This window comes from Cohnella herbarum, assembly GCF_012849095.1.
Classification (GTDB): domain Bacteria; phylum Bacillota; class Bacilli; order Paenibacillales; family Paenibacillaceae; genus Cohnella; species Cohnella herbarum.
Window position 1 is genome coordinate 6,572,598 of the sequence record NZ_CP051680.1, and the last position, 23,160, is coordinate 6,595,757.

A 23,160-nucleotide genomic window follows, 5' to 3' on the forward strand; every position below is an offset into this window, starting at 1 on the left:
AATAAAGAACGAATGGTTGATCGATTTAGCGAAAAATGATTTCTTATCGGAGAGGAACGACACTTGTTGAAGACGTTGGTCATAGCGGAAAAACCGGATATGGGCCGCAACATTGCCGCCGTCATTGAACCGAAGGCACAGAATAAGCGCTCGTACTTGGAGGGCGAAAACTACATCATTACATGGGCGATCGGCCATCTTATCGGACTAGCCGAGCCCGATTTGTACGACGACAAATATAAAAAGTGGAGATTCGGCGATCTGCCGATTATTCCCGATGCGTTTAAGCTGCTTCCGAACCCGAGGACGAAGGATCAGCTGCAGGTGATCGAAGACCTTGCGGCGCGGAGCGATGCGCTCGTTAACGCTTGCGATGCCGGGCGGGAGGGGCAGCATATTTTCTCGCTGATCGTGAGGCATTTGCATTTGCGGCAGCCGGTCAAGCGGTTATGGATTTCCGACCTTACGGCGGAGACGATTCGCAAAGGCTTCGATCAATTGAAGGACAATACGGAATACGACAACCTGACTCAGGCGGCCCGAGCGAGGAGCGAAGCGGATTGGCTTATTGGCATGAACGGGTCGCGCGCGTTCACGACCAAGCATAACGAGCTGCTGTCCGTCGGTCGGGTGCAGACGCCGGTGCTTGCGTTGATCTATGATCGGCAGAAGCAGATCGAAGCGTTCGATTCCTTGAAATTTTACGACATTACGGGATTGTTCTCGCAACAGGCGACTAACTATAGAGGAATCTGGCAGGGAGAACGGCTTACAGATCCCGACAAAGCCGAAGCGATCGCCGCTAAGGTGAGAGGGAAGACGGGGACGATCGCCAGCTACGAGGTGAAGGATACGAAAGAGTATCCTTGGAAGCTGTACGATCTGACTCTGCTTCAACGGGAGGCGAATGGGAAATTCAGTTTCTCGGCCAAGAAGACGTTAGACGTGGCGCAGGCTCTGTATGAGAAACATAAAGTGATCTCTTACCCGCGTACGAACTCCAACTACGTGAACGAGCAGAACATACCGGAAATGCACAAAATACTGGATGCGATGCGAAGCTCGCCGGACTATGGGGATTTCGTACAGGGTGCGAATAAGAGGCTCGTGCATACGGGCAACAAAAACGTGTGCAATCCGACTAAGGTCGAAGATCATCACGCGATCATGCCGACGATGAAAAAACCGCAAGGACTCAGTCCGGACGAGCGTAAGCTGTATGATCTGATCGTAAAACGATTCTTGTCCCATTTCTATCCTGCGGCCGAATATAAAGTACACACTGTGATGACCGATGTAGAGAAGGAGAACTTCAAGACTACGGTTAAACAATTACTGTCGTTGGGATGGAAAGTGATTTACGGCGCCGACGCCGCGCCGAAATCCGCCAGCAAAGACAAAGGCAAAGACAAGGAAGACGGAGCGGGTTCCGCGGAAGACGAGGAACAGGAGACGGATGCTCCGTTCGAGATCGATCCACAGCAACCGGTCGTCTGCGCCGAAGTCGAGGTGAAGGAGAAGGAAACGCAGCCTCCGAAGCATTACACCGAAGGCACGCTGCTGAAGGCCATGGAGAGCGCGGGCAAACAGATCGAGGACGAAGAGCTTCGCGACGCGATGAAGGATTCCGGGCTGGGCACTCCGGCTACGCGTGCGGCGACGATCGAACGGCTGAAGCAGGTCGGGTATATCGACATGCAAGGGAAGAAGATCGTCATTACGCCGAAGGGGCGTACTGCCATCGAGCTCATTCGCGGAGCCGGAATCGAGCTGCTTACTTCGCCGGAGATGACCGGGCAATGGGAGCGGCGGCTCACGGAGATTTCCCGCGGACAAGCCTCGGCGGACGCTTTCATGGGCAACGTGAAGAAGTTCACGTGGCAAATTATTGACAAGGTTAACGTTCAGCGACCGGCGGCTAAAAATGCTTTTGCGCGGCCGGAGCCTCCAGCCAAGGCTCCGCGAGGCAAGAAGGCGGCGGACGGGGAAGCGGCTCCGAAGAAAACGAGGAGCAACTCGGGTTCGGCGAAAGCAGGAAGTTCCGGCGCTGGAGCAGCTAAAGCTACGAGCTCATCTGCTTCGTCAGCTTCGTCTACCGCGTCCGCCGCACAACCGAGCACGATCGGCATTTGCCCGAGTCCCGGCTGCGGCGGCCATATTTTCATGGGGCGCAAAGGCTACGGATGCAGCAACTACAAGACGGGCTGCGGCTTCGTCATCTGGAAAGAAAGCTTCGATCGTACGTTAACCGATACGATGGTCAAAGCGCTCATCGAGAAGGGCAAGACGGCTAAGCTGAAATTCGGCGGCAAAGACGGCGAAGAAACTTACGAAGCCCGGATCGTCTTGAAGAATGCCGTGACGGGCGAGCTTGAACTTGAGCGGGAATAGAAAATACGGTAAGAAGCCTCCAACCCCAATAAGCTATCGGGGTCGGAGGCTTTTTGAAATCTCGTTAGATCAATCCTGAATAAAATAGATTCCAACTTGTCATTTAGTCGGCGTGACCCGTAGTCAACTCTTTGAAAATTAATGGTAGAATAAGAAGAGAACTGAAAGAGCAGATATAAGCGGCTCACGAAGGATGGGTTAACATCTCACAAACAGAGAAAATTAGGCTACAGGACTTGTTGAACAAATCGCCCATGGAACTTTCGTCTTTTTTACATATAGCAGTAGCTCTAACGAAAATGGTACATTCGATCCATAAGCGGGAGACGGTCATTGGGGATTTGAATCCTGCGGGTGTTTGCTTCCAAGCGGATCTGAGATTAGCTGAGCTTTCGAACAATCGAACATTGGACTACGCTTATCTCTCTCCCGAACAAACGGGCAGAATTAATCGTGCTCCCGATCAACGTAGCGACCTGTATGCGCTAGGCATGATCTTCTATGAAATACTTGCAGGGAGCCTGCCGTTCCAAGCCGACACCGCCGAAGATTGGGTGTATGCCCACCTAACGATTGTGCCGAAAACTCTGAGCGAGCTACGACCGGAGAGCGCGGGCTTGCTGGAAAGCATTATCATGAAGCTGCTGGCGAAGATGCCGGGAGATCGTTATCAGAGCGCGTACGGGTTGTTAACCGACCTTCAACAGTGCGACGCATCTATTAGAAAGAACGGGGAGATCGTTCCTTTCGCAATTGCCCGGGAGGATGAGGCCAGCCGCTTTCGGCTCCCGCCTATCCTATTCGGACGTGAAACGGAAGTGGATAAGCTTCATGGAGCATTGGAGCGGGCTCGATCGGGAGGAATGGCTTGCGTAGTCGTTTCCGGTCGGGCGGGCAGCGGAAAAACCGCGCTTGTCCGCAAGCTTCGGGTTCCCGTTATTAAAGATGGCGGGCAGTATATTGCAGGCAAATGCGATTTAATGAATCGGGATATTCCATTCTCGCCGATCCTTCAGGCGCTTCGAAGTTTGATTCGGCAAGTTTGGAGCGAATCTCCGGAAACAGTCGAGAAGCTGCGAGTAGAGTTAAAGCTGGCGTTAGGCCAAGGAGCCGGCGTTATTGTTCAGCTTCTACCGGAAGCGGCGAAGCTTCTTGGAGAGCTTCGTTCCGTGGAACAACTGGCTCCTGCCGAAGCGGCTATTCGTTTTCGCCGGTTGTTGCCTATTTTTATTCAAGTATTCGCGAGTAGGGAACATCCTCTCGTTATTTTCCTGGACGATCTCCAATGGGCCGATCCGGCTACGATGGATGTTCTTTGTTCGGTCGTATTCGACTCTTCCTTGCATCATTTATTAATCATTGGCGCGTTCCGGGACGAATCGGCACCGCACCGGAAGGATCATGGAGAGACCCAAGCCGATGCGGAATTATGGATTGATCGATCCTTTTCCTTGAGCAAGTCCGATAATCCTCTACAGATTGAACATATTGCGCTCCTTCCGTTATCCTACATCGATGTAAGACATTTTATATCCCATCTTTTGAACGAAAATTCGGCTCGCATCCGATTGTTGGCGGAATTCCTTTACCATCGAACAGGCGGCGATCCGCTATATTTACACCGTCTGCTGGATAGTCTCTACCGGGAGAAAAAGCTTTATTATTGCGAGGATCAAGCAGTCTGGAAATGGGATGAGGCAGTAGTCGCGCAGATGCCCGAGGATCCGGACATTCTGGAGTTAATAGCAACTCGCATCCGTATGCTTCCCCCTGAAACGATCGAACTTCTTGTCATAGCAGCCGCCATCGGTCATCGTTACCATCCGTCGACCGTTGCTCTAGTAAGCGGCCGTTCCTTGCCCCATATCCGCCAGCTTCTGCATTCAGTAGAGGAAGAGGGACTATTGTCGCTTGAGAAAGATTCCGACGCAGCGGAAGCGGAAGGTGGTTATTTTACTTTCCTACATGATCGGGTGCAGCAAGTCGCGTATCAAATGATTCCCGAAACGGAACATGCGCGCCTGCATCTTAAGATTGGACGGGTTATGCGCGACCATTCATCGGATATCCCCGAACAATCTATCTTCGATAAGGTCTATCATTTAAACTTGGGTAGCGGCAAGATGACGGACGAAGCGGAAAGAACGGAACTGGCCGGCTTTAATCTTCAGGCAGGATTGAAATCGAAAGCGACGACAGCCTACGAGGCTGCTTTGCATTTTCTGAAAATCGGTTTGGATCTCGCTCGGGACGATGGGGCGGAGACCGATTCGCTTGCTTATCGCATCATGCTGGAGATGCCCGAATGCGAATATATGTGCGGGCGCGTCGATCGTGCGGAAGAGCTGCTCGAATCTTTGATGGCCCGTACCGCCGATCAGGTTGAGCGTTCCCGTATTTATTTGATTAGAATAACGATGAACGCGTATCTCAAGAGAGATTCTCTCGCCGTGGGGATCGGTCTACAGGCACTAGCGGAATTCGGGTGGAAGCTGTCGATGAAGCCGTCTACATCGCTCGTTGTCAAAGAAGTGGCCATGACGCAGATCGCATTGAACGGCATGCGTAATAAATTGCCGAATCTTCCCGTTAACCACGATTCCCATTACAAAGCTTTGTCGGAACTGGTAAAGGCGATGTCGACATCTGTGTTTACTTTAAGCTTGGAACTGTCCGCCGTGTTGTTTTCCAGATTTGTTCGCTATGGCTTGAAACATGGAAACAACGAAGCATTTGCTTATATCCTTGCGGGTTACGGTTTGGTTATTCTTAGGAACAAGATTTCTTTCTTCCAAACCGGACTTTATTATATAAATACGGCATTTCGACTATCGGCCTCTTTGGACAGCGCGGACCTGCTATGCCGATTGCACTATATTATGGGACTCGCAGTGCTCTTGCACGATCCGGACGAAGGCGTCGAGCATCTCGAGCAATCCGTGCGTTATGGGATGGAATCCGCCAATCTGACTTACGTGAATATAGCGATGCTGACGAGCGCGACGACCCATGTCGGAAATTTAGATTCCTTGTCCGCCCGGTTAACGACTTTTGAAGATGTTCCGCAGCAGCTTGTAGATAAAGTCACGCTTAACATCTTTCGAATTGCGAGATGGTATTTAGCAAGATTGCAGGGCCTGGCTGGAGAAAACGATGAAGTCGCGATGCCGGTGCAGAACGAACGGTTCGAGGAAACGCTGAACCATGAGGTCTATTATACTTGCTCCTGCAAGATTGAAATCTCCTATTTGTTCGGACGCTACGATGAAGCTCTCGAATGGGTGGAGCAAGGCAAGTTCAACACGTTCAGACAGACTCGGATGCAAGTCCGCAAACAGCATGTTTATCATTCGTTGACGCTGGCAGCCATTCATTCGGATGCTCCGCCGGAAGAGCGCAAAGGCATTCGTGACAAGCTTGCTCAACAATTGCAAGAGATGAAGAAATGGTCCGACTATTACGGGCGGAAGTCTTCGGCTTGCTTACTCGTCAAGGCCGAGCTGCAGCGAATCGACGGAAATCGCGTAGATGCCGCAAGAGGGTACGAAGACGCGATCCGGGAAGCACGCAGCGAAGGAAACCGTTTAATAGAAGCCATCTCTTGCGAACGGGCGTCATTATTTTATAGGGAAGCAGGGAGTACTACCGGAGCGGATATCCTATTGGCAGATGCTTGCGATGCCTATTCGGTATGGGGAGCTACAGCAAAAGCGAGAAAATTAAGAGAAGCAAACCCGGAGCTTGAAGCGGCAAGAGTTGAACGGCAAGTGAATCGAGTTACCGTAGTTGATGAAGAAGGATCCATTCAAGCTACGCGCGAGATCATGCAAATAAACGTCGACGAAAAAACTCTCATAAAGAAAATTTCGGAATGGGCGAGATCAGAGGACAGTCATAACGTGATGCACCTCTTCCTAGAGTCGGCGATTAGTTATTCGGGCGCGGAACAGGGATATGTGTTGAATAGTTTCGATAATGGCTTATCTATCGAAAACCAGTTAGGTGAGAGAGTAGGTAGCGAAGTAGAGGGTTGTTACGCGGACGCGATCGTACGTTATGTCGTCAAGACGGGGGAATCGGTCGTACTCTCGGATGCTTCGCGCAGCGCTTATGCGGCAGATCCTTATATCCGCTCCATCCAGCCGAAGTCCGTTCTGTGCATGCCTGTTCTTTTTCCGGGACAATCGCAATCTTCCGTGCTTTATTTGGAAAATAATTTGATCCCCGGCGTATTTACTTCGGAGAGGCTTGAAGTGTTGGATCTTATGATCACCCGAATGGTGTACTTGAAGTCGTTGGAGGATTCCCGTACGCGGATCAGCGCGACAAGCGAATCTGGAGACAGTCTACCGGTCAGTTCCGTCAATGAGTTACAGCCGCTCTTAGAATCGCTGTCGAACCGAGAAGCGGAAATTCTGTACGCGCTGGCGGACGGATTATCCAACAAGGAAGTCGCTTTTCGTTTCGGATTAACGGAAGGTACAGTCAAAAATTACTTATTTCATCTGTACAGCAAGCTAGGAGTCAAACGGAGAGCTCAGGCGATTGCGCGCGCGAGAGAACTGGGAATACTAGATTAGCTTTACAGGGTAGATAAACTGAAAGCCAACGATTGGTGCCATTATGCGCCCGATCGTTGGCTTTTTCGACTTTATTTGCGCAAAACTAACTTTAGTTAGGTTCTTTTTTTAAGGGAGGGTGTTATATTACCTCGTGTGAAATGGGGATTTAGGGCTTGATTGCAATGATGATTTATAGTTAAAAAGGAGAATTGATAATGCGAGGAACAAAGAGTTTGAGAAAGAGTTTAGTATTATTTTTATGTTTTGCTTTAATCGTGAGCTGGGGTTCGATGTTTATTTCGTCTAAGGCTTCGGCTGCCAGTTCGGATTATAAGCCTCAGCCGGTGGAGACGCTAATAAGTGGTCCGGAAGTAAAGGAAGTGGTGTTCCGAGATAACGGCAATGAGGTCAATTTTGCTGATGATCAGGACTCCGATGTCTTCGATATGCCTTTCTCTTTCACTTTCTATGGGAACACGTTTGACAAAATGATCGCTTCCCCCAATGGTCGCCTCCATTTTAATAACGATAACAACACTAACGAAATCTCCCCTTTCAGTGATGATCTATATATGACTACGAAGAGCAAAATCCTGTATACGACGATCGGAGAAGCACCTAAACGGAAGTTCGTCATTCAATATACGAATATGACATTTTACAGCACTCGTAATTCGCCACTGGATCCTATGGGTTCCTTTCAAGTAATCCTGTATGAAGAGACGAATGATATTCAATTTCAATATCTTACTCTTATGGGATTTCTCGATAATCGTGCATTCGGTACAAATGCAACGGTCCATATAAGGAGCGTTAATCAATCAACAATTCATTCAACTCAAACTAAGAGTTTGACCGAGAAACAAGCGATTCGGTTTATTAGCGACGAACAAGGCGGCTATAGGATTGCGGAACATAGCGCTTACGAACCAGCTCTCTTAATCACGAATGGCCATCCGGGCGTAGCGGCGGCGGTTAGTCCGGCGGACGGCGGCTATGGCGCCTCGACTCAGACGTTCCAATGGAACGAAGCGAGCGATGCGGGCTCTTATCGTTTGGTGATCGCCGCGGATGCCGAATTTGAGACGATCGTGAAGGATCAAAGCGGTATCGGACAAAACTCTTACTCCGTAAGCGGGTTAGAATACGGGAGTATATATTACTGGAAAGTCGTTGCCATTAACGATAACGGTTATACTTTTTCGAATACTTATCGTTTCTTGGTGCCGAATTCAGACACATATTCGAAGCCATTGAATCAGCCGGTAGAAACTCCTTTTTACGGGGATGAAGCAATGTTCGATAACAATAATCCTTTGCTCGACATCGGCTTCGCGTTTGATCTGTTCGGTGAACAATTTACGCAACTAATTGCCGAATGGTATGGAGAAATTAGATTCCAGGATCCGAATAGCTATTATTATATGTTCCCTTTCTCCGATGATTATAACGGTCTTGAGCTCAGTCCAATGACGAAAGTGATCTATAAGACTATAGGAGCCGAATCGGATCCGGATCAGAAATTCGTAATTCAATATACGAATATGGGATTGTGTTGCGACTATGATCAACTGGATCCGTTTGGTACCTTTCAAATCATTCTCTATGAATCGACGAATGAAATTCAGTTTCAATACCCTAATCTTGTAGGGTTCGATTATGGCGAACGCGCATTTGGCAGCTATGCGGATATCGGATTAAGGGGATCTTTGGGAAGCGTAAACTACTCTAAATCCGGGAATATCAAGAAGGTGTCGGAGAAACAAGCGATCCGCTTTATTCCAGATGGTCTTGGTAGCTATACGATAACGGCAAATGCTGTGTACGAACCTATTTTACTGACGCTGAATACTTTGCCTGCCGCTCCGACTGCGGTAAGTCCGGCCGACGGTTCCTTATCGGCCCCGAATTTGCAATGGAGCGACGTAAGCGGTGCAACCTCCTACCGGGTATTGATCGCTACGGATGCCAAGTTTAAATCGATTGTCCTAGATGAAACGGTAGCGCAAAACAACTTGAACGTTAGCGGGTTGGAAGAAGGAATGGGGTATTATTGGAAAGTGGTGGCTTTGAATGATGCAGGCTATACTTTCTCGAACACCTATCGATTCGCGCTAGCATCTACTCAATCGATTAATGTCGCAACGAGCGGGGCAAGCTCGATTACGAGCATGACGGCGACGGTCGGAGGTCATGTTATTGCCAATGGCAACGAAATCATTTCCGAGCGGGGAATCGCATACTCTCTGAATGCCAATCCGACGATTAACGACAATAGAAGGGTTGCAGATACAACCGGAACGGGAGATTACTCGGTCATTATCGACAGATTGCAATCGGGAGCAACCTACCACATACGGGCTTATGCGGTCTCAGGAGCCGTCATCACCTACGGTCAAGATGAGACGTTCAAGACCTTTAGCTCTAGCGCGAGCTTGAATACGCTGAACTTAAGCGGAATAACTTTGGAGCAATCCGTAAGCGAAAGCGTATATGCGTATACGGCAAGCGTTCCCTATTCCGTATCCAGCACGACCGTAACGGCCACCGTTAGCGATGCGGTCTATGGGAACGTGGCTTTGAGCTTGTACGATGGTGCAGATTCGCTTGTGCTTGGACCGGTAAATCTAGCAAGCGGACAGACAAGCGGTCAATTGCCGCTTAAATCAGGCAGCAATCAGATCGAACTGGTTCTCACGGCAGAAGATGGCAGCAACAAGCTGTATTCAGTAACCGTAACCCGTGCAGCCCCACCTGTTACACCAACTCCTTCAAGCGGTGGCGGAGGAGGTTCGAGTACCGTTACATCAAAGGATGGTAAGCTTACTCTTCCAGTAGGTAAAGCTGGTGAAGTCAGCTTGAATAATGAAATCGAGATCGCCATTCCGGCCAATGCTTCGAAGAAGCAACTGGAACTCACGATCGAGAAGGTATTGAGTACGCAAGGTTTACTTAGCAACAAAGAGATTTTAGCGAGCTCGGTCTACGAGATTCTGAAGAACTTCACGGAAAACTTCGATAAACCGGTTACGATCACGATATCTTTCGATCCATCGAAACTGAAGAGCGGCCAGACGGTAGCTATCTTCTACTACGATGAAGTAAAGAAAACGTGGGTGAAGGTCGAAGGCGGCAAAATCAGTAAAGATCGCATTAGTGCAGATGTTAATCATTTCACGAAGTTTGCAGCGCTTGTTGTAGATGAGAAAACAGGATTGCCGGTATCAGAGCAATCGACAGAACCGACAACCAAACCAGCAACAGAAGAAGTTAAATTCAGCGATATCGCGGGACATTGGGCTGAAGCGAGCATCAAACAAGCTGTGTACGGCGGTATCGTCAAAGGGTACGCCAATGGCACGTTTAAGCCGAACGCTACCGTGACCCGTGCAGAATTCGCAGTTATGTTGATGAATGCGTTGAAGCCGCAAGGTAATGGAGCGGAGCTGAAATTCACAGATAACGCGACAATCGGAGCATGGGCTAAGAATGCGGTGGCTCAAGGTGTGCAAGCGGGCATTATTAAAGGCGGCAATGACGGAAGCTTCCGCCCGAATGCAGAGGTTACACGCGCGGAGATGGCAGTGATGATTGCCAACGCTCTAGGTAAATCCAGTGAAGCGAACGCAACAACAGGCTTCGCGGATGACAAGGATATTCCAGCTTGGGCGAAGGGTAGCGTTGCTATCGCGAAGCAAGCTGGCATTGTACAAGGGAAAAGCGGCAACAAGTTTGCTCCGCAAGATAATGCGACAAGAGCAGAAGCCGTAACCGTACTGCTGAAAATGTTGACACATAAGAACAAATAGTCTAAATCTCATTTTACAAATCTAGAAAGCCAACAACTCAAGCCGTAAAACGCTTAGTTATTGGCTTTTTTCGACTTTATTTGCGCAAAACTAACTTTTGTTAGGTTCTTTTTTCGCAACGATGATCTATGCTTACCCAGGTGAAGCAAGAAATTTGGAGGAGATAGAGGTATGTACAAAATGAATCGAGCAAGTAAGAAAATAGCGGCATTCATACTGGTTATAATGATGGTGGTCAGTTGTATGCCAGAACTGTTTACGACAGGAGAAGGCAAAGCCTATGCGGCTGATCATACTATCGTGGTAGGAGAGGGTACGGAAGAAAACCCCTATCAAATCGCCCATGCGGATCAGCTCAATGATGTAAGAAACCATTTGGAGGTCCCAGGAAACTATTTCATACTGACGGCAGACATTGATTTGAGCAGCTACTCAACGGATGTGGGCTGGGCTCCGATTAATGATTTTAATGGAAATATAGACGGCAAAGGTTATACAATAACGGGGTTAACGATTAATAGGCCAATTGAGAGCAATATCGGATTATTTGGTATTACGAGTGATGGAAGTTCTATTGCAAATATGAAGCTGGAAAATGTAAACGTCAAAGGTGAAAATCAGGTAGGCGGCTTGGTGGGGAGGCACCAAAATGGAACAATCAGTAACAGCTATGTTTCAGGGAGTGTAAGTGGAATTTTTGACCCTATTTCTTGGCAAAATGGCAGATCTGTAGGTGGATTAGTGGGTACAAATGAAGGAACAATCAACACCAGCTACTCCACGGCAGGTTTAAAAGGAGCTAGTTATATAGGCGGCTTGGTCGGTGAGAATAATGGAACAATTGACAACAGCTATGCTACAGGAAATGTGGAAAGAGCTTCTGGAGCAGGCGGCTTGGTTGGTGTCAATAATGGCACAATCAGCAATAGCTATGGTTCAGGAAATGTAGAAGCACCTAGTGGAGCAGGCGGTTTGGTTGGCGAGAATAATGGAACGATCAGCACCAGCTATGCTACAGGTTTTGTGGAAGGAGATTATGAAGCGGGTGGCTTGGTAGGTCGTAATAGCAAATCAATCAGCAACAGCTATGCTGTCGGAAACGTAAATGGATATTATGGTATAGGCGGCTTAGTAGGTTTAAATTATAGAGAAGCAACAGTCAGCAATAGCTACTCTATAGGAAAAGTGACAGCCGGTTCCACAGCTGGCGGCTTGATTGGCTCGAATGGCGGAACAATCAACTCCAGTTTCTTCGACAGTGTCACATCCGGTCAAGTGGATGCAGGCACGGGTAGGACAACCGCAGAGATGAAGACGATAAGTACTTACGAGGATTGGAACTTTACATCGGAATGGTATTTAATCGAAGGTTATTATCCGCAATTACATGCCATTAAAATAAAGACCCCTACAGCTAATGTTGCAAGCGGGCCTGTGGCTTGGAAAGCAAATGTGACGCTTAGTACCGCAACGGTTAGCGCAGCGGTTTACTATACGATAGACGGCAGCACTCCTTCAACAAGCAGCCTATTGTACAGCTCACCTATCGTTGTAAGCAACGATCTGACGATCAAAGCGATTGCAGCAATTGCTGGAAAGCTAGATAGTGAGATGATGCTCGCTAGCTACACGATCGCTCTACCGTCAGCACCAATGACCGGCGCTTTGATCCAGGGAACGAACGTCGGAACGACGAAGTTGAACGGTGTTGCAGAGGGTATGGAGTACTCGATTAACACTGCCGGTTATCAACCTATTACGGCCACATCAGTAGATAATATTAGCGTAATTGCGGGGGATAAGATCTCGATCCGCGTAAAAGCAACCGAAGTAGAGCCAGCATCGTTAGCTCAAGTATTGACTGTCGGTTTAGCGGACATTAAGCCTGCGACTAAACCGTCAAATAGTAGCGGTGGCGGCGGTTCATCCACACCTACGGATGGCAAATTAACGCTTCCTATAGGTCAAGCAGGCCAAGTTAGCTTGGGAGATACAGTGACGGTTGCGATTCCAACTGGGGCAACGAAAAAAGAATTAAAATTAACGATAAGCAAATTACTGGATACGCAAAATCTTGTAACGAATAATCAATCGCTAGTAAGCTCGATCTATGAGATTCTGAAGAGTTTTCCGGAGAACTTCAGCAAGCCGGTTGCACTGACCTTTGTTTTTGATCCAGCTAACGTAAAGAAAGATCAAAGGGTCGCTGTATTCTATTATGACGAAGCGAAAAAGGGATGGGTAGAAGTAACGAGCAGCAAGATCAACGGAAACCGGATTAGCGTAGAGGTGGATCACTTCACGAAATTTGCGGTATTTGCAGTAGAACCAACGGGAGTTGTACCTGAGCCAGAGCAACTTAAGGTACCAACGGACATCACAGTGGAAAATAAATTTAGCGATATCGCGAAACATTGGGCTGAAGCGAATATCAAGCAAGCGGTGGGTAAAGCCATCGTTAAGGGTTATGCAGACGGAACGTTTAAGCCGAATGCTACCGTAACTCGCGCAGAATTCGCTGTTATGCTGATGAATGCGTTGAAGCCGCAAGGCGATGGAGCAAAGTTAAACTTCACTGATGCTGCGAAGATCGGAGCTTGGGCTAAGAAAGCGGTGGCTCAAGGAGTGCAAGCGGGCATTATTAAAGGGAGCAATGACGGTAGCTTCCGTCCGAATGCGGAGGTCACACGTGCTGAGATGGCCGTGATGATTGCCAACGCTCTGGGTGAATCAAGCCAAGCGAATGCCGCAACCGGCTTCGCGGATGATAAGGAGATCCCGGCTTGGGCGAAGGGTAGCGTTGCTATCGTGAAGCAAGCGAGTATTGTGCAAGGGAAAAACGGCAACGAATTTGCTCCTCAAGACCAAACAACAAGGGCAGAAGCGGTAACGGTTATACTGAAATTGCTGGATCAAATGAATAAGTAATTGAAGTTAAAAAAGGGGGGCCGAGAAATCGGCTCCCCCTTTCTTAAGTTCCGCCAGCCGAAAAGCCGGACAATGGCTCCTCTCGTCATTCCAAGCGTCGAACCGGTAGAATCCGATCTATGAAAGGGGTAGTATCGATTGCGGCTAGTTTAATCCGGCCTTTGCCCCATCCGATGGTTTCTCTCCAACTGCCCAATAGGTGGTTATCCACTAAGTGCTCCTCCGTTGGCGCAACTTCCAATGGGTCGGCATAAGGAGCCACATAGAGCGCATCCACCGGGCAGTAGGCTTCGCATATAAAGCAGGTTTGGCAATCCTCTTGACGAGCAATTATCGGAATTTTATTCGCACCTAAATCGAACACATTAGTCGGGCATACTTTCACGCACATCGTGCATTGAACGCAGCGATCCGAGCTTACGAATTCAATCATCCGCCCACCGCCTCTTGCCCTAGACGCAGCTCGCGGTGCTCCGTCAACCGCTCCGCATAAACCCGAATTTGCTCAAGGCCCGACACGATTAGGCGGTGCTGCTGGGCGATATCCGTTTCAGGGTATTCTTGGAGCATGTGCAAACCGCGCGTTTCTTTTCTCTCCAATGCCGCAGTATACATCCATCTGGCGGTTGCAATCATCGCCGCTGTTTCCCTTGTTCGCAAACGACCCTGAATCGTGTGCAGCACCGTTCCCTGAATTCCTGCCCACAAGCCGTGCAGGCGCTCCAGCGATTGACGCAGCACCGGCTCGCTGCGGAAATAATTGATGTCCAGCGGAAATACCTCTTGCTGGACAGCTTTCACCAACGCCGCCGAATCGATAGGCTCCGGCGACTGACTGCTACTGCTACTGCCGCGGCCAGCCAAGCCGTACCGTCCGGCTGGCTTCAGATTTCGCGCGGCTGCGCTACGCTCTTGGGCTAGCGCGAATCGCGCGGCTCCGGCTCCGGCCCACATGCCGGAGGAGATCGCCCAGGAGGCGTTGAACGCGCCGCCTCCAGACTTGGCCCCGGTAACGCGTTCCCGGGTGGCCGCATCGCCTGCGGCGTACAGACCTTGAACCGTGGAGGCGCAATCGTCATCCGTCAAGCGAATGCCTCCCGTGCCGCGAACGGTTCCTTCATAACGCAGCGTCAGCGGAAAGCGCTGCGTGAACGGATCGATCCCCGCGCGATCCAGCGGCAAGAAAAAAATCGCATGCGACTTGCGTAAAATTTGCCGCTTCTCTTCCGTATCCGCATGGTTGAGCATGGCGTATACCGATCCTTTGCTCAGCATCTTCGGAAGAAAGTCGCCGGCCCTAGGGCCTCCGCCTTGGAGCACCGTACCGTCTTCCGACGTATAGGTCGCCCAGTTGAGCAGCCTACCGCGCGTGACCGTACCGAAGGCTGCACTCGGTGCATATTGGCGCGTGAATTCCATGCCCGACAGTTCGGCTCCGAGTTCCGTCGCCATCAGCAGACCGTCGCCGGTGAGCACGTTACATCCGAGTCCTTTGCTCAGGAAGGCGCAGCCTCCAGTAGCGATCACGACCGCGTTAGCGCGAACTTCCCAATCTCCGCCGTCCAGACGCGATATACCGCGAGCGCCTCCTACGCCATGGTCATCCACCAGCAGTTCCAACGCAGGCGATTGGTCAAGAATACGTACGCCGGCACGGCTTACCTGCCGACGCATTAATTTCATGTATTCGGGCCCCTGCAGGTGATCCCTCTGCGGAACCCCTTCCTCGTCGCGTCTGAACGGATATCCCCAGCCTTCAACCCAAATCAAGCTTTCGTAAACTTGGTTCAATACCCGATGAATCCACTCCGGCTCGGCCAAATATCCGCTTTCCTTATACCGCTGCTGCACGGCCTTCTCGCGCAGCTCGCGATCCGGCGGAAGATACAGCAGGTTCGTACCTCCAGGCGCAGTAGCGCCGCTAGAACCCAAATATCCTTTATCCGCAAGTATGACTTTGGCTCCCTGTCTGGCCGCGCTCCATGCAGCCCAAGCTCCTGCCGGTCCTCCGCCGATCACCAACACGTCGGCTTCCATGTAATCCATTATTCCAAGATCCAATCGTTCAGATCGAAATCTTTCTCAGCCAATTTCTCGTCCACGAGGAATTGTTTCGTTCCTTCGAGCAGCTTAATGCCGTCATCCGTAAAAGGAACTTCCTTAATGAAGCTGATCGGACTTACTTTTTGCATCAACTCGGGCGTAGAATTGTTCAGCTCCGCCAAAAATTCGTAGTACTCGTCGGGGTTTGCTTTCAAGTCGTTCAAAGCTTTCAGACGAATTTCGTTCCAGATTTTCGGAAAGTCCGCTAATTGGCTTAAATAATCTTCCGAGACGACCGTAGCGCTAGTCCCTAGCAGATTCGGGTGTTTCGTGGCATCGTCGATCAACGGGTAGCCTTGATCGATTTGTTTGAGAGCGAATACGTCGGTATTGGTCATCGCGTCGATCTCGCCGCGAGCGATCGCCGCTTCCGCATCGACGCGCAGCATATGCACGATTTTCACGTCGGTGATATTGTTTTCCTTAAGTAAACCCGCCAGATAACGATGGTGAAACGAGCCTTTTTGCGTGGAAACGGTTTTCCCCTTCAGTTCCTCCAGCGTCTTGGGACCGTCCTTTTTACCGATTAAATACCCAATGCTGTTCGTAGATCCCTGAGTAATATAGCGCGTCTTGGCCCCTACCGATCTGGACAGAATAGCCGGGGTGTCTCCCAAGCTGCCCACATCCAGACGACCGCTGATTAACGATTCGCTTAAATCGGGACCGTTCGGAAACGCCGTTAACTTCACGTCCGTGATTCCGTATTTCTTCAATTCCTCTTGAATGATTCCTTTGTAGAAGCCCCAACCTTCGGCCCCGCCGGGGAAATTCAGCTTACTTGTCCCGATATAACCGTAATTTAACGTTGTCGGACCCTTGCCGACCGAGGAAGCCGTCGCTGAATCTTCGGCACCGGTTGATGCCGTCTTCTCCTTATCGCCGCAGGCTTGCGTAAACAACATCGCGAGTATAATCACGAGCAATATCCCTGCGTAACGGCTCTTATGCAAACCATCCTTGTTTTGTCTTTGTCCCTTTGTCATTCCGTTGTCCCCCTAATTTGGATTGATCTATCCTTGAAAGCTGTCTCTCCAACGCAGCCACCTACGCTCTAACAAGCGGACTGCCGAATCGACAAGCTTACCGAAAACCGCGAATATGATGACTCCCGTAAAAATCAGTTCCGTGCTCGCCGTTTGTTTGCCGTAATTGATGAGGAAGCCGATACCGGCCTGTGAGCCGATCAGCTCCGCTACGACAAGCCCCAACCAGGAAATGGAGACGGACAAACGCAATCCCAACAATATGCTCGGCAAGGAAGCCGGGAAAATCAATCGGAAGATTTGTTTCGATTTACTGAAATTAAGCACTTGCGTCACTTCGAAATACTTGCGATCGACATTGCGAATGCCTACGAACGTATTAATGTACATAGGGAAAAACGCGCCGTTGGCAATAATGAATATTTTGGAAACTTCGCCGAATCCAAACCATAGAATGATCAGCGGAGCCGCCGCCAGATGGGGAATCATTCGCAGCATTTGGAACGAAGGGTCCAGCAAAAACTCCAATCGTTGAGCAAACCCGACGAGAATGCCGAATACAAGTCCCGCTACGCCGCCTATGAGAAAACCCATAGCAGCCCGTTGGAGCGATATCGATAAGTGTTGAAATAATTCGCCCGACACGATAAGCTTCTGAAATTCGGCTGCAATGGCAAGCGGCGTCGGCAGGAACGTTGGGGAGAAAACGCCCAAGTTTCCGAGTACTTGCCATATTAGCAGGATGAATATCGGCAATAACGCGCCGATGGCAATATCGTTCAATTTGGTCCTGAACCATGTGCTTCTTAGGAGCAACCGTTCGGTCCGATCGGCGATATCGCTTGGCCGCGGTTGTTGCGATAACGATTTGACTGCGTTGCCCATGGGTCCGTTCTCCCTCGCAGGCGATCTTCCGTTGTTGGACGGGTAGATCACCCTTTATAGTTTTCACGCCAAGATAGCCATTTCCGCTCAAGCGACCGGACTAACAAGTCGGACAGAATGCCGAATGTCGCGAAGATTAGGATCCCAACGAACACAACCGGCGTTTTGGAGAATTGTCTGGCGTCGGACATCAGGTAACCGATCCCCTCCGTTGAACCCATCAGTTCGGCTACGACCAGTCCGAGCCAGGATACGCCCAGAGAGATTCGAACGCCAAGTAAAATATTGGGCAGCGCGGCGGGGAGAACCAATCGAATAGTCTGCTTCCATTTGCTGAATCCGAGCACCCGCGTTACATCGAACAGCTTGTTATCCACGTCCCGAATGCCGATGAAGGCATTAATGTAGAGCGGGAAGAAGGCTCCTTTGGCGATCAGTAAAATTTTAGCCGTCTCGCCAATGCCGAACCATAAGATGAACAGAGGGGCTATCGCCAGATGCGGTACCATGCGGATCATCTGTACGGTCGGATCCAACGTTCTTTCCGTATTCCGGAACAACCCGACAAGAACGCCGAGCATCAGTCCCAATGCGCCTCCTAGAATAAAACCGGATAAAGCGCGGAACAGACTGATCTGCAAATTGTCGAACAACTCGCCCGTTTGCATGAGCCGGATACCTGCTTGGAAGATCCTAAAGGGCGTCGGAAACAGCAACGTTGAAATAACGCCCCGGTCGCCGAGAATTTGCCACGCCGCGAGAAGCAGAACCGGAACGGTTGCGCCAAGAACGAAACGATTGAATCGTTGTCTGAATCTTTGTTTGTTTTCTATGAAAGACAGCCTTTGCTCCTGTTCCATAGTTGCCAAATCTACTGCCGCGAACTGCCGTTGCTGGCTCATTATCCATCACTCCGCTTCGGTCTAAATGCCTGAACCATCCGAAAAATCCAGTTCATCTATTTTCTCGAATTCGCTCAGCACCTTCAGGCGCAATTGTTGAAACGAGGTCGTCGTTTTTTTACGGGGTACCGGCAAATCGATTGGAACGATGTTGCGAATAGCTCCGGGACGAGGCTTCAGAATGACGACGCGGTTCCCGAGATAGACGGCTTCATCGATGTCGTGCGTAACGAAGATCATCGTTGTTTTATTTTTTTGCCAAATATCGAGCAACACTTCCTGCATGTGCGTTCGAGTGAAAGCATCCAGCGCTCCGAACGGCTCGTCGAGCAGCAACACTTTCGGATTGCGCAGCAGAGCTCTCGCGATGGCTACGCGTTGCGCCATGCCGCCCGACAGTTCTCTCGGGTACGATTTCTGGAAGCCGTCCAATCGTACAAGCCCGATCAATTCATCCACCTTTTTGCGTACTTCGGGCTTTCGCAGCGACAGATCGGCGGCTATATTTTTCTCGACCGTCAACCATGGAAACAATCGCGGCTCTTGAAAAATAAAGCCCTTATCGATTCCGGGTCCTTTGATCGGTTGGCCGCCAAGGCTTACATCCCCGTTATAATGAACATCCAAGCCGGCGATGATCTTAAGCAATGTGCTCTTGCCGCAGCCGCTGGGACCGATGACGGTTACGAAGTCTCCTTCCTTGACATGAAGCTTAATGCCATGAAGCGCTTGAACGGCTCCTTTGTTAGATTGAAAGGTTTTGTTTAAGTTTTCTATGATCAATAAAGGTTCAGCCATCGCAATCGTCTCCCCCGCGTCTAAATAACCGCCGATTTTCTATTCATTCCAGCCCAGCCGATGACGGCCCGATAGCCGCCAAGCATTTGTTTTTTCCAGTTCATCTTCATCCAGTTGTCTATGCAGTTCGGCATGCGGATCCAAGAACAAGGCATCCGTTGGGCAGTACAATTCGCACATAAAACAGGTTTGGCAGTCGCTCTTCCGGGCAATGACGGGAATTCCGTTCACCGTCTTGTCGAAGACGTTAGTCGGACAGACGGATACGCACATGTTGCACTGGATATACTTGCTTGCGCTGATGATTTCGATCATGCGAACCTATCCTTATGACGCAAAAAAGACACTTCGCTCTTTAATCAAGAGTAGAAGTGTCTCCATTCGTACGGTAGTCACTTAATATGGAGTTAAGCTTGGGTCTGGTAATCCTAGTTAATTCATGCGATTAATGTAAATTGAAATTAATTATCCATAGGTTATCACCTCGAGTCATTAATCGTCAATCAAATAATTAAATTCCTATAGAAATTATCGGAAAAAATATTGACACCCCTCTCGCGATGACGGTAGTATGAATGCATTACAACAAATCGACCATATCCATGGAGATGCGTTTCTATCGAGACGCGTCTCTTTTTATGTATTTTCAAGGAAAAGGAGTCATGATCATGGGCAGCTTCGCTAACAACAAAGAGCGTTCCTTAGAAGCAGATTTGCTTGTTTTGGGTGCGCCTACTTAAATCCGGTGCTTGCTCAAACCGTTGTCAATAGGTCGTGGCTGGAGGCTAGCGGGAGGCGGCGAGACAGGAGCGAGCGTGCGGGCTTACGAGCCGGAGCGGAATTCCGAATACATTCGTGCCATTCAAGATGAAGTCATGCCGTACGATATCAACTTTTTCCGATCCGAGGCCAAGCTGCGCAGTTCATTGTCCAATCTGCATGAGGTCTGGTCGGCCATTCGAGCGACCACTATGCCCAACGGCGTTCAAGCAGTCAAGTTTCGCGAGGCGACCGCTATGGCGGCCGTCTCTAGATGGATGTACACGTCGGCTTTAAACCGCACGGAGTCGCGAGGCATGCATCAACGCGAGGATTACCCTCATCTGAACCCTGCCCAACAACGTCGTCTGCTATCGGGCGGTTTAGATCGCGTGTGGGTACGGGAATCATCGACCGAATGAAATTCGAATATCCTCCATCGCTTAACCGCCGCCGGCATCTTTCGATCGCGATCCGATCAAGTAGCCGATAATCGTCATTTCGACGGGGAGAACCAGCGACCATAACTCCTTTAATCCGAAATCGGCCGACCGGAACTTCTCGGGCGTCAACGTATAGACCAGCGCGATAAGGAGTATTCCGAGCGCGATCGTGCCGACGATATACAAGCGGACGTTGTCCCCGGAACCGAAGAACTTTCCTAGAAAGCCGAGCTCCGCTTTGCGTTTCTCGCTCTCCGCATTCGCCGCGATGATCTTGCTGGCGACTTTAGGGTCTTGGATTTCGATTTTATTCATGGTCCGAGACCCCCTCCCCCGCATAGAAAGTAAACGTCAACACCCAAGCCGCCATATCGAAGTTTATCGTCACTTCGTAACGAAGAGACAGCCTGCGATTGTTTAGCACGCCGAGATGAATCATGTCATGGTTGCCGGTCGGCTTGCCTCTCGGAAAGTTGACGCACGCAATGCGCACCTCGTTATAACGGATAAGACGGATGTCGGTCGTGAAGTCGTCCCGTTCCGCATCTTGCTCGATGCAGAATACGAACTTCAATGGATCGTTCTCTTCGGACAAAGTGATTTCGATCGGGCTCATTCCATAGGCGAATACTCTTCCGTGATATACGACTTCGAATCCTCCGGACGTTATTTTCATCGTCATCCCCCCGAGGTAACCGTCATTCGTACGAGCGTCATCTTTCTATTTTACGAGCATGACGACCGGTACATGACAATAGACATCGGAGTTCCCGAATGATATTTCTACTGACGATAAATGCTCATAATTAGTGCTCGTCGGTTTGCGCGGCACCCCGGGAGTTCCGGTAAGAACGGGGAGCAACCCCGTACCGCTGCTTGAACAGCTTGGAAAAATGAAACTCGTCGTAAAATCGCAAAGCGGCGGCGATCTCCTTCACGGACGAGTTCGTTGTCTCTAGCGCCGCCTTAGCGGAAGCCAGCTTGAGTTCCTGCATGTAGCGATTGGGAGACATTCCGGTTCTCGAACGGAAGCGGGCGAAGAAGACGGTGCGCGACAACCCGCTTTGCCGGACGAAATCGTCGATCGGAAGCGTCTGCCCGATGTTCTTATGCATTTGATACAAAATATCGTCCAGCTCGGGGTGACGACTCTCATAGTTCGCGTCATGCTCTCTAGCCAGCAGTTGCAGCAGCTCTTGCGACAGGAGCTGGACCGTTAATCCGTAGCCTTTCGGCTTAACGATTAAGCTGTCGATCAGTCGCTCGCACAAGCGGACCGCTTCCGGCATTTTGGCGGTGGAAACCGGCTTCCCGACCGGTAGATCTAAGTGAAAAGCCATATCCAGGGGATCGAAATGGATAAAATAAAATTTCCAATCGCCGCCTACGCAACGATACGAGCAAGGTACGCCATTCCGTACGATCGTATAGGTGCCTGCATCAAGCTCATGTCGGGTGTCCGAATATGTGAAAGCTCCTTTGCCCTCATAAGCAACGAAGATGCCCGGAATTTCGAGACCGTTCGGTTGGTTGACTTGATAGGTATCGTTGGCCTGCACTTTCCAGATCGACTTGAAGCGAAACTCGGGAACGGAGAAATGATCGTCTAACCCATAAGGAATATCCATATACGACATGACGATATGCGGCCTCCTGTTCGGACAGGTATTTGGTACGATTATACATGTAATAGTGACGGCGATCCATGGAGAGACGAGGTTTCTGCTTATACAATTAAGCCATAACCTTGCTAGAGGAGTGCTGCCGGATGTTAGTTACAGTAGGAAATCGCGTGTTGGAGCTTGGAGGACCGCATTTAACGGAGTTGAGGGATTCGAACGATATTTTACATGACATCGCGGCTTTGAGGGATCGGATTTCGGAGGACGGCTACTTGTTGCTTCGGGGGTTCCATGACAGGGAGCAAGTGCTTAAGGCCCGACATGGCGTCTTGGAAAAGATGCATAAGATGGGCAAGTTGGACAGAGACACTCTGCTGGAAGAAGGCGTAATGGCGGACGGTAGCAAAACGTTGTTCATGGGCGGCACGAACGAAGATTTGCCGGAATTGCTGAACGTGTTGAACGGGGATCACATTATGAGATTCTTCGATCGGTTGCTCGGCGAACAGTCGCTGACCTACCATTACAAGTGGCTGCGCGCCGTCGGCAAAGGCGATTACACCGGCGCGCATTACGATATCGTGTATATGGGCCGCGGTACGCATAACTTGTATACCGTATGGTCTCCTCTCGGCGACATCGACTATGCTATGGGCGGGCTCGCCATATGCCTGGATTCCCATCGTTTCGAAGATTTGAAGCGATCCTACGGTTCCAAGGATTCGGATAGGGACGGAATCGGTCATTACACGGACGACCCGCTCGTCATTACGAATAAATACGGCGGCAAATGGGCGACGACGGAATTCAAAGCGGGAGACGTGTTGATCTTCGGAATGTTCCTTATGCACTGCTCGCTGGAGAATACGACGAACCAATACCGTCTTAGCGTGGATACGAGATACCAGTCTTCTCTGGAGAAAGTCGACGAACGATGGAGCGGCAAGAAGCCGCGCGGCCATCATTAAGCGG

At 50.0% G+C, this 23,160-nt stretch carries 16 protein-coding genes and 1 pseudogene; 7 read left to right on the forward strand and 10 right to left on the reverse strand.

Features of this window, described 5'->3' with window-relative positions:
• The first annotated feature begins 66 nt into the window (after positions 1 to 66).
• The 5 genes and pseudogenes from HH215_RS27825 (at position 67) to HH215_RS27840 (ending at position 13,690) form a co-directional block, all read left to right on the forward strand.
• Positions 67 to 2,391, forward strand: coding sequence for a type IA DNA topoisomerase (locus HH215_RS27825; protein ID WP_169284609.1), 2,325 nt, complete (start codon positions 67 to 69; stop codon positions 2,389 to 2,391).
• Between the two features lie 299 nt (positions 2,392 to 2,690).
• Positions 2,691 to 6,971 (forward strand): AAA family ATPase, encoded by a 4,281-nt coding sequence (locus tag HH215_RS27830; protein ID WP_169282854.1) that lies wholly within the window; start codon positions 2,691 to 2,693, stop codon positions 6,969 to 6,971.
• 272 nt (positions 6,972 to 7,243) lie between these two features.
• Positions 7,244 to 7,801: pseudogene (locus HH215_RS37235) on the forward strand (NIDO-like domain-containing protein); the annotation flags it as partial.
• A gap of 3 nt (positions 7,802 to 7,804) precedes the next feature.
• Complete coding sequence (locus tag HH215_RS27835) at positions 7,805 to 10,762, forward strand: S-layer homology domain-containing protein (RefSeq protein WP_169282855.1); 2,958 nt, start codon at positions 7,805 to 7,807, stop codon at positions 10,760 to 10,762.
• Between the two features lie 171 nt (positions 10,763 to 10,933).
• Positions 10,934 to 13,690: an S-layer homology domain-containing protein gene (locus HH215_RS27840; RefSeq protein WP_169282856.1), complete on the forward strand. Its 2,757-nt coding sequence runs from the start codon at positions 10,934 to 10,936 to the stop codon at positions 13,688 to 13,690.
• Positions 13,691 to 13,775: 85 nt separating this feature from the next.
• On the opposite strand, the gene HH215_RS27845 is transcribed toward HH215_RS27840, so the two are convergent.
• The 7 genes from HH215_RS27845 to HH215_RS27875 are packed head-to-tail and all read right to left on the reverse strand — an operon-like array spanning position 13,776 to position 19,679.
• Positions 13,776 to 14,123 (reverse strand): 4Fe-4S dicluster domain-containing protein, encoded by a 348-nt coding sequence (locus HH215_RS27845; protein ID WP_169282857.1) that lies wholly within the window; start codon positions 14,121 to 14,123, stop codon positions 13,776 to 13,778.
• Positions 14,120 to 15,736 carry an FAD-dependent oxidoreductase gene (locus HH215_RS27850; RefSeq protein ID WP_169282858.1) on the reverse strand — a complete coding sequence of 539 codons (1,617 nt, stop codon included), beginning with the start codon at positions 15,734 to 15,736 and terminating at the stop codon, positions 14,120 to 14,122. The genes HH215_RS27845 and HH215_RS27850 overlap by 4 nt, the downstream gene beginning before the upstream one ends.
• A complete protein-coding gene (locus HH215_RS27855; protein WP_169282859.1) occupies positions 15,736 to 16,779 on the reverse strand; it encodes an ABC transporter substrate-binding protein in 1,044 nt (347 codons plus the stop codon). Before HH215_RS27855 ends, HH215_RS27850 begins: the two co-directional genes overlap by 1 nt.
• A gap of 27 nt (positions 16,780 to 16,806) precedes the next feature.
• On the reverse strand, positions 16,807 to 17,664 hold the full coding sequence (locus tag HH215_RS27860; protein ID WP_169282860.1) for an ABC transporter permease: 858 nt from the start codon (positions 17,662 to 17,664) through the stop codon (positions 16,807 to 16,809).
• Positions 17,665 to 17,711: 47 nt separating this feature from the next.
• The gene (locus HH215_RS27865) at positions 17,712 to 18,566 is read right to left on the reverse strand and encodes an ABC transporter permease (RefSeq protein ID WP_169282861.1); all 855 of its coding nucleotides are present in this window, start codon (positions 18,564 to 18,566) and stop codon (positions 17,712 to 17,714) included.
• A gap of 21 nt (positions 18,567 to 18,587) precedes the next feature.
• Entirely contained in the window at positions 18,588 to 19,364 is a 777-nt protein-coding gene (locus HH215_RS27870; protein WP_169282862.1) for an ABC transporter ATP-binding protein, read from the reverse strand.
• Positions 19,365 to 19,403: 39 nt separating this feature from the next.
• Positions 19,404 to 19,679, reverse strand: a complete 276-nt coding sequence (locus tag HH215_RS27875; protein ID WP_169282863.1) for a 4Fe-4S dicluster domain-containing protein — start codon at positions 19,677 to 19,679, stop codon at positions 19,404 to 19,406.
• Positions 19,680 to 20,125: 446 nt separating this feature from the next.
• On the opposite strand from HH215_RS27875, the gene HH215_RS27880 reads away from it, so the two are divergent.
• Positions 20,126 to 20,545, forward strand: a complete 420-nt coding sequence (locus HH215_RS27880) for a hypothetical protein (protein WP_169282864.1) — start codon at positions 20,126 to 20,128, stop codon at positions 20,543 to 20,545.
• A gap of 21 nt (positions 20,546 to 20,566) precedes the next feature.
• On the opposite strand, the gene HH215_RS27885 is transcribed toward HH215_RS27880, so the two are convergent.
• The 3 genes from HH215_RS27885 to HH215_RS27895 all read right to left on the reverse strand — a co-directional run bounded on the left by HH215_RS27885 (position 20,567) and on the right by HH215_RS27895 (position 22,203).
• On the reverse strand, positions 20,567 to 20,881 hold the full coding sequence (locus tag HH215_RS27885; RefSeq protein WP_169282865.1) for a hypothetical protein: 315 nt from the start codon (positions 20,879 to 20,881) through the stop codon (positions 20,567 to 20,569).
• Entirely contained in the window at positions 20,874 to 21,242 is a 369-nt protein-coding gene (locus HH215_RS27890; protein WP_169282866.1) for a DUF6864 domain-containing function, read from the reverse strand. The genes HH215_RS27885 and HH215_RS27890 overlap by 8 nt, the downstream gene beginning before the upstream one ends.
• Before the next feature lie 130 nt (positions 21,243 to 21,372).
• Positions 21,373 to 22,203, reverse strand: coding sequence for an AraC family transcriptional regulator (locus HH215_RS27895; RefSeq protein ID WP_169282867.1), 831 nt, complete (start codon positions 22,201 to 22,203; stop codon positions 21,373 to 21,375).
• 131 nt (positions 22,204 to 22,334) lie between these two features.
• Between HH215_RS27895 and HH215_RS27900 the strand changes: the two genes are divergently transcribed.
• Positions 22,335 to 23,156 (forward strand): phytanoyl-CoA dioxygenase family protein, encoded by an 822-nt coding sequence (locus tag HH215_RS27900; protein WP_169282868.1) that lies wholly within the window; start codon positions 22,335 to 22,337, stop codon positions 23,154 to 23,156.
• Positions 23,157 to 23,160 lie beyond the last annotated feature (4 nt).